At 67.0% G+C, this 5,489-nt stretch carries 9 protein-coding genes and 1 pseudogene; 2 read left to right on the top strand and 8 right to left on the bottom strand.

Going from position 1 to position 5,489, the window contains the following annotated elements; translation table 11 throughout:
• On the bottom strand, positions 1-673 hold a 673-nt coding region (locus ACE3P6_RS17890), incomplete at its 3' end, for a phage tail tube protein (RefSeq protein WP_374397763.1).
• 23 nt (positions 674-696) lie between these two features.
• Entirely contained in the window at positions 697-1,119 is a 423-nt protein-coding gene (locus ACE3P6_RS17885; RefSeq protein WP_374397761.1) for an acyl-CoA transferase, read from the bottom strand.
• A 114-nt stretch (positions 1,120-1,233) separates the two neighbouring features.
• On the opposite strand from ACE3P6_RS17885, the gene ACE3P6_RS17880 reads away from it, so the two are divergent.
• Both ACE3P6_RS17880 and ACE3P6_RS17875 read left to right on the top strand, forming a co-directional pair.
• Entirely contained in the window at positions 1,234-1,560 is a 327-nt protein-coding gene (locus tag ACE3P6_RS17880; RefSeq protein WP_153750041.1) for a type II toxin-antitoxin system PrlF family antitoxin, read from the top strand.
• Entirely contained in the window at positions 1,557-2,057 is a 501-nt protein-coding gene (locus tag ACE3P6_RS17875) for a type II toxin-antitoxin system YhaV family toxin (RefSeq protein ID WP_374397759.1), read from the top strand. Before ACE3P6_RS17880 ends, ACE3P6_RS17875 begins: the two co-directional genes overlap by 4 nt.
• Positions 2,058-2,216: 159 nt before the next feature.
• Here the strand turns inward: ACE3P6_RS17875 and ACE3P6_RS17870 are convergent, their stop codons facing one another.
• The 6 genes and pseudogenes from ACE3P6_RS17870 to ACE3P6_RS17845 all read right to left on the bottom strand — a co-directional run.
• Positions 2,217-2,474 (bottom strand): type II toxin-antitoxin system ParD family antitoxin, encoded by a 258-nt coding sequence (locus ACE3P6_RS17870; RefSeq protein ID WP_374397757.1) that lies wholly within the window; start codon positions 2,472-2,474, stop codon positions 2,217-2,219.
• 63 nt (positions 2,475-2,537) lie between these two features.
• The gene (locus ACE3P6_RS17865) at positions 2,538-3,167 is read right to left on the bottom strand and encodes a DUF6441 family protein (RefSeq protein WP_374397756.1); all 630 of its coding nucleotides are present in this window, start codon (positions 3,165-3,167) and stop codon (positions 2,538-2,540) included.
• On the bottom strand, positions 3,164-3,478 hold the full coding sequence (locus ACE3P6_RS17860) for a hypothetical protein (protein WP_374397754.1): 315 nt from the start codon (positions 3,476-3,478) through the stop codon (positions 3,164-3,166). Before ACE3P6_RS17860 ends, ACE3P6_RS17865 begins: the two co-directional genes overlap by 4 nt.
• Positions 3,479-3,496: 18 nt before the next feature.
• Positions 3,497-4,522: a major capsid protein gene (locus ACE3P6_RS17855; RefSeq protein WP_074556081.1), complete on the bottom strand. Its 1,026-nt coding sequence runs from the start codon at positions 4,520-4,522 to the stop codon at positions 3,497-3,499.
• A 28-nt stretch (positions 4,523-4,550) separates the two neighbouring features.
• Positions 4,551-4,931 carry a head decoration protein gene (locus ACE3P6_RS17850; RefSeq protein ID WP_374397751.1) on the bottom strand — a complete coding sequence of 127 codons (381 nt, stop codon included), beginning with the start codon at positions 4,929-4,931 and terminating at the stop codon, positions 4,551-4,553.
• Positions 4,932-5,000: 69 nt separating this feature from the next.
• Positions 5,001-5,489: pseudogene (locus ACE3P6_RS17845) on the bottom strand (S49 family peptidase); the annotation flags it as partial.

Genomic DNA, 5,489 nt, shown 5'->3' with positions numbered 1-5,489 from the left:
TCAGCGCCGCCATGCCGGGATCGGCGCCCTCGATCTTGCCGTCGTTGCGGATGGTTTCGATCCGGTCGAGGCCGTTGGCATAGGTGATCTCGGCTGAGACGACGTTGCCCAAGGCCGTGCCGTTGCGTTTCACCACGCCGTTGAAATGGCCGAAGCGCTGCAGGCCCAGCGCGGTCGGCGTGCCAGCGGCCGTGGTGGCAGCGATGGCCTCGCCCTGCGCGATCAGACGGGCGGTCGCAGTCAGCAGACCCGAGCGGTTCATCTGCCAGCTGAGTTGGTCCATCGCGCAGCCCGCATACATCGCGAACCGCGGCACTTCGGGCATGGCGACTTCGATGGCCATCGAGGGCAGCGTCCAGTTCCCCGATTGGAACGTGTGGGTCTTGGGCGTGGTGCCGGTCGTGGTGGGGCCACCAAAGGCCGCCTTCAGCCAGAAGCCGAAGGCCTCCACATCGATCGGCACCACCACCTCGCCATCGGCGGTGACGGCATCCTTGATGGGGGCCAGGGGATCGCGGCCGTAGCCGAGCAATTCCGAATTGAGCAGGGGCTGTTCCGCGCCCAGCGTGGTGCGCGCAAAGGGCATCAGCCGATAGCCGCTGGCGGGTGGGGTGCCGTAAACCGTCTCGAACGCAAGCGCCATCTGCGCCCGCGCGCCGTGTGCGCGTGCCATGGGGGTCTCCTATGGGGGGAAATTCAGGCCAGTGGGCCGGTGGTGGTGTAATGCAGGACGACGGTGATCACCGCCGCCTTCAGGGCCGCGGCGCCCTCGACGGGCAGGTCGACCGATGCCGGGGCCTCGGGTTCGACCCAGTCGCAGAGGCCGCCCAGCGTCCGGTCTGCTTCCAGCGCCGCGCCGATGGCGGCGATCAGGTCATCGAAAGCACCGGCCCGGCCGGTGCCCGCTTGGACGACAACCTCCAGCTCGGCCCGGTGCTGGTAGTGGTAGCGCAGGGGCGACAGCGTCACCTCTGGCTCACCGGGCTGGCCGTCGCGCAGAATGATCAGCCCCGCCGCCGGGATCCGCTCGGGCAGCACCTCATCACGCAGGGTGAGGGCGGCAAGCGGCTGCAGCCGCGCGTGCAGCGCGGCGAAGACTGTTTCGCGGGTGGTGGGCATGGGTGCACCAATGTTGCGGGTGGCCTGAAGCGCGGTACAGGCCCTTCACCGCTGTGTTCTTGAATGGGTAATGCATTCGCATTACCTTGTGCCTGCGGGGTGAAGGAGAATCACATGCTGGCTGAACTCAAGGTCGAGTCCACGCTGACGGACAAGTACCAGACCACGATGCCCGGCGTCGTGCGCAAGGCGCTTGGCCTGAAAAAGCGCGATCGCATCTCCTACACCATCCTGCCTGAGGGCGACGTCCTCCTCCGCCGCGCCTCGGATACCGCGGAAGACCCTGCCATCGGCGCATTTCTCGCGTTTCTGGCGCAGGACATCCGCCAGAATCCCGGCCATGTCCGGGGCCTGGACGCGCCTCTGCGCGCCAAGCTGGCCGAGCTCGTTGACGGTGTCGAAGTGGATCTTGATGCGGCGCTGTCGCCCGAAGATGAATGACGGACGCCTCCAACGTGCCGTTGGTCGTGAACGGCTGGACCCTGTTCGCGCACCCGTTGTTTGTTGATCAGGTGGCGGAGCTTGCCGAAAAGGTCTCGGCCTTGAAGGCTGCAAACCCGGCTGGCTATCGCAGCAAGAACGCAACCAAACGGCTTGCTGCGATCAACAGGCTGATCTTCGAGGAAATCCCGTCCGACCCGTCCGACCCGAAGTTCCGGCAGGGCAATACGCTTGGCGACGAGCACCGGCACTGGTTCCGAGCAAAGTTCTTTCAGCAGTACCGGCTTTTCTTCCGCTTTCACGCCGAAAGCCGCATCATCATCTTCGCATGGGTGAACGACGACACCACGCTGCGCGCCTATGACAGCCGCACGGATGCCTATCGGGTGTTCAAGGGCATGCTCGAGGACGGCAACCCGCCCGACGATTGGAAGGCACTGCTCGCCAGCGTTCAGTCAGCCTCCGGTCAGCTTGCCGCATTGATGGCGGAGCAATGACACCGGCGCGGTTTGCACAACCCGCGCTCCGTCATTGACGACTGCCGAGCTTTTCGAGGGTTGTCCGGTCCGGCGCGCCCGCTTCCGATTGGCCGACCGATGCCCGATAGGCGCGCATGGTCCCCTGTGAAGAATGGCCCCGGCGTCAGGGTTTCGGCATCAAGACCCGGCACGCGCTGTGGCAAAAGCCCGACGGATAGCATCCTCGCCACGTCCCTCGGCCAGATCCCCGCGCTGGGCTTCGTCCAGACCAGCCGTCAGGCGAGCACGCAGATCGGTCATCTCGGCCTCTTCTCGTTCGAGGAGACGAAGTCCAGCGCGCAAGGCCTCGGACGCGTTCTGATACCGGCCAGTCGAGACCAGACGGTCGACGAGGTTGGACTCCGCTTCTGTCAAGACGACGTTCCGGGTGGCCATGGGAATCTCCGTGTGGATCATGGGCAATATTTGCCGATCCGGCGCGTGTGTCGACGGTCCCTTTCAGAATCTGCTCTCCACCCACTCCGCCACGATCCGCCCCGGCACGGCGTCGATGGCCCGCTCGGCATCCCGCGCCAGATCGAGCCGTTTGCGCAGCTTTACCTGCGGCACCAATAGGAAGATCGGCACCGTCGTCAGCCCGCGTCCGGTCTTCGATCGTGACGCCACCGCCCGGCCCTTGCTGTTCAGCCGCCCCTCCGCCACCAGCAGGCTAGGGCCCCGGCGCCGGTAGATGAAGCGCAGACGTAGCCCCGTGCGGCGTTCCCATTCGCCGGGGGTGATCCGGCCGCCGCTGGTGGATTTGCCTGCGGCCGGGGTGGGGATGGCCAGCCAGAACCCATTGGGTGACCGGATCAACGGCCCGGTGTCATGCGCGCCGACGATCACCGGGGCGTTCGACCAGACCAGCGCCGCGGCGTTCAGGCTCTCGCCGCCCTTGGGATAGGTGGCGAGGCGGATCGAGTTGCCAAGCCGTGTGCCCAGCCCCGCGCCGGTGATCTGGCCCCGCCAGGCGGATTTCAGGCCCGCGCCCGCCTCGCGCATGGCGGTGGTCACGGCCTTCTCGCCCGCGGCGATTTCGGCCTGCATCAGGGCTGCGAGGTCGGGGCTGATCTCGAGCTTCAGCTTCATGCAGGCCTCAGGTTCAGCGTCCAGATCAGCCGTTCCCGGTCGCGCAGCGGCTCCCCCTGGATCACATGGCTGTCGGCACCGATGACGATCACGTCGCCCGGACGCGGGGCGGGCAGGTCTGCCACACGCACATCCACCACCGTCGTGTCGCTGACAAACCTCCCCGCGCCGAAGTCGGTGACCCGATCCGGGGCGCGGCGGATGATGCGGATCGGGCGTTCCTCGGAGGTGGCGGCCGAGATCCAGAGGGCCGGGGCCGCCATGGAGGCATGGGTGAAGATGCGGTCCATGGCGGCGGCGAAGACGGACATGGACGTTTCTGCCTGGCGTCAGTTCGACGTGTGCAGCCGGATCGCCAGCCGCGGCCGCTTGTTGACCGGCAGGATCGAGGCCTCGGTCATCACGTCGATCCAGCGGCCCTTCTCGTCGAGATGCTGGCGGGCGTAGAGCGGCAGGCCGATGGTGTTGGCGGTTTCGAGTAGGTTCGCGGGGCCGCCATAGGTGGTGAAGGTGTCCATCGTCCCGAGCGGGAAGGCGATGCCCTCGTTCGCCGGGACCAGTCGTTCGGTGGCCTTGGTAGAGAGGGTGACGGTGCCCGAGTATTCCTCGAACAGGATCCCGCCGAAGGGGAAGTTGCGCCGCACATCCTCGCGCAGGGGCTGGGCGCCGGTCGAGGCGTAGAACTTGTAGGCTTCTTCCGTCTTGGGATGGGCGATCAGCTTGTCGAAGAACTCGCGGCTGACCAGCGCATGGACCGAAGTCATGGCCTCGCCCAGCAGATTGTCTTCGATGGCTCGCAGCACCTCGCGGACCTTGCCCTGCACGTTCGTTCCAGCCGTGCCCAGCACGAAGTCGACGGAGATCTGCGCGAGGCCGAATTCGGTGAAGTAGTTGTAGAGGGTGGTCCCGGCCCCGTCCTTCACGATGCCGCGGAGCGCGTTCATCTCCATGTATTCGCGGGTCTGTGCATGCTTGCGCCGCATCAGCAGCAGCTTGCGGTTCATCACCTCGACGAGGGGATCGGCAGCATCGAACGCGCCGCCCAGCGCGGGCTGTCCCTGGATGTCGGCAGGCAGGACCACGTCGTCATGCGGGATCCACGGCAGGGCGAAGGACCGCATGGAGCGGCCTTCCCGCGTGCCGACGGTGGCGGGGCCGCCGAGCGGGACAGAGGGGAGAAGGCTGAGGACGCCCTCGTATTGCTCGATGATGACCGAGCGCTGGCTGACCCCTTCGAAGCGGAAGAGGCCGATCTGGGCGAGGCGTGTATAGAGGTTGGGCAGGATGTTGATGGCTTGGGTCATCTCGGCCAGCGAATAGCCGCCAGCGTCGAAGGGATTGCGGACGAGGGTCATGGGGGATGCTCCGGGGAAATGAGGGGGATCAGACGCCGTCGCGGGCGACGATGCCTGCGGCGGCGAGCTGGCCGATCTTGGTGGTGATCTTGGCCCCGTCATCGACGGTGGCGTCGTAGGCAAGCCCAGCACGCGAGACGATGGCCGGGCCGCGGGCGACGACGATGCCGGTGGCATCGGCGAGCGTGGCATCGACGGCATAGAGCAGCACAGCCGTGGCGGTCTGCGCGCCATCCGACCCGCCGCTGGTCGCCAGCTTGTATTTGCCGCTCGCCGTGATGCGGCCGAGAACGGCGCCAACGGGGTAGGCCGTGCCCGCGAGCAGTGTCACCACCTCGCGGGTGTAGTTCGGGTTGACCTCATATTTGAGGACGTCGCCCATGCTGGGCGGTTCCGTCAGGACGGGCATGGTTCAGTCTCCAGGATGTTCGGGGGATGGGGGTGCGCTGCGCGGGCTCGGTGGTGGTGGGCGCAGTGATCAGCGCGAGGCGGCGGCCGATTTCTTGGCTGCCGCCACGATGGGGCTTTCTTTGGCACCCGCGGCCGGGGCGGTAGCGATGATGCCCGCGGCATCGCTGCGGGCAGCGAGATTGGCCAGGACCTTGGCGCGCAGGGCTTCGGGCTTCACGCCCTTGGCGACCGCATCGGCGGCATCGATCTGGATGCCAAGGCGCCCGGCCTGCGCACAGACTTGCGCAACCTCGGCCGCCTCGGCGCGGATCGCTTCGGGCGACAAGGCTGTGGCTTCGGTCTGCGGCGGTGCGATTGCCGCGGTTGGGGCCGGTTCCGGCGGGGTGCTGGCGGCAGGCGCGGCCGGAGGTTGCGCATGATCTTCGGGGGCAGTGGTCATCATCGGGCCCTTTCCTTTGGAGGTGGATGTGAGGGTGGTTGTGCCGCGGGGTGCGGCGGCGAAAGCGCGGAAGGCGGTGACCGGATCGGCCACCTCATCGGCGAGACCGGCAAAGAC

This window comes from Tabrizicola sp. (assembly GCF_041911175.1).
GTDB lineage: Bacteria > Pseudomonadota > Alphaproteobacteria > Rhodobacterales > Rhodobacteraceae > Tabrizicola.
This window is presented reverse-complemented; position numbering and strand designations above follow the sequence as displayed.

Excerpts from the sequence above, each read along its gene's own strand:
- ACE3P6_RS17885 (WP_374397761.1), bottom strand. The coding sequence starts at position 1,119 with ATGCCCACCACCCGCGAAACAGTCTTCGCCGCGCTGCACGCGCGGCTG.
- ACE3P6_RS17880 (WP_153750041.1), top strand. The coding sequence starts at position 1,234 with ATGCTGGCTGAACTCAAGGTCGAGTCCACGCTGACGGACAAGTACCAG.
- ACE3P6_RS17875 (WP_374397759.1), top strand. The coding sequence starts at position 1,557 with ATGACGGACGCCTCCAACGTGCCGTTGGTCGTGAACGGCTGGACCCTG.
- ACE3P6_RS17870 (WP_374397757.1), bottom strand. The coding sequence starts at position 2,474 with ATGGCCACCCGGAACGTCGTCTTGACAGAAGCGGAGTCCAACCTCGTC.
- ACE3P6_RS17865 (WP_374397756.1), bottom strand. The coding sequence starts at position 3,167 with ATGAAGCTGAAGCTCGAGATCAGCCCCGACCTCGCAGCCCTGATGCAG.
- ACE3P6_RS17860 (WP_374397754.1), bottom strand. The coding sequence starts at position 3,478 with ATGTCCGTCTTCGCCGCCGCCATGGACCGCATCTTCACCCATGCCTCC.
- ACE3P6_RS17855 (WP_074556081.1), bottom strand. The coding sequence starts at position 4,522 with ATGACCCTCGTCCGCAATCCCTTCGACGCTGGCGGCTATTCGCTGGCC.
- ACE3P6_RS17850 (WP_374397751.1), bottom strand. The coding sequence starts at position 4,931 with ATGCCCGTCCTGACGGAACCGCCCAGCATGGGCGACGTCCTCAAATAT.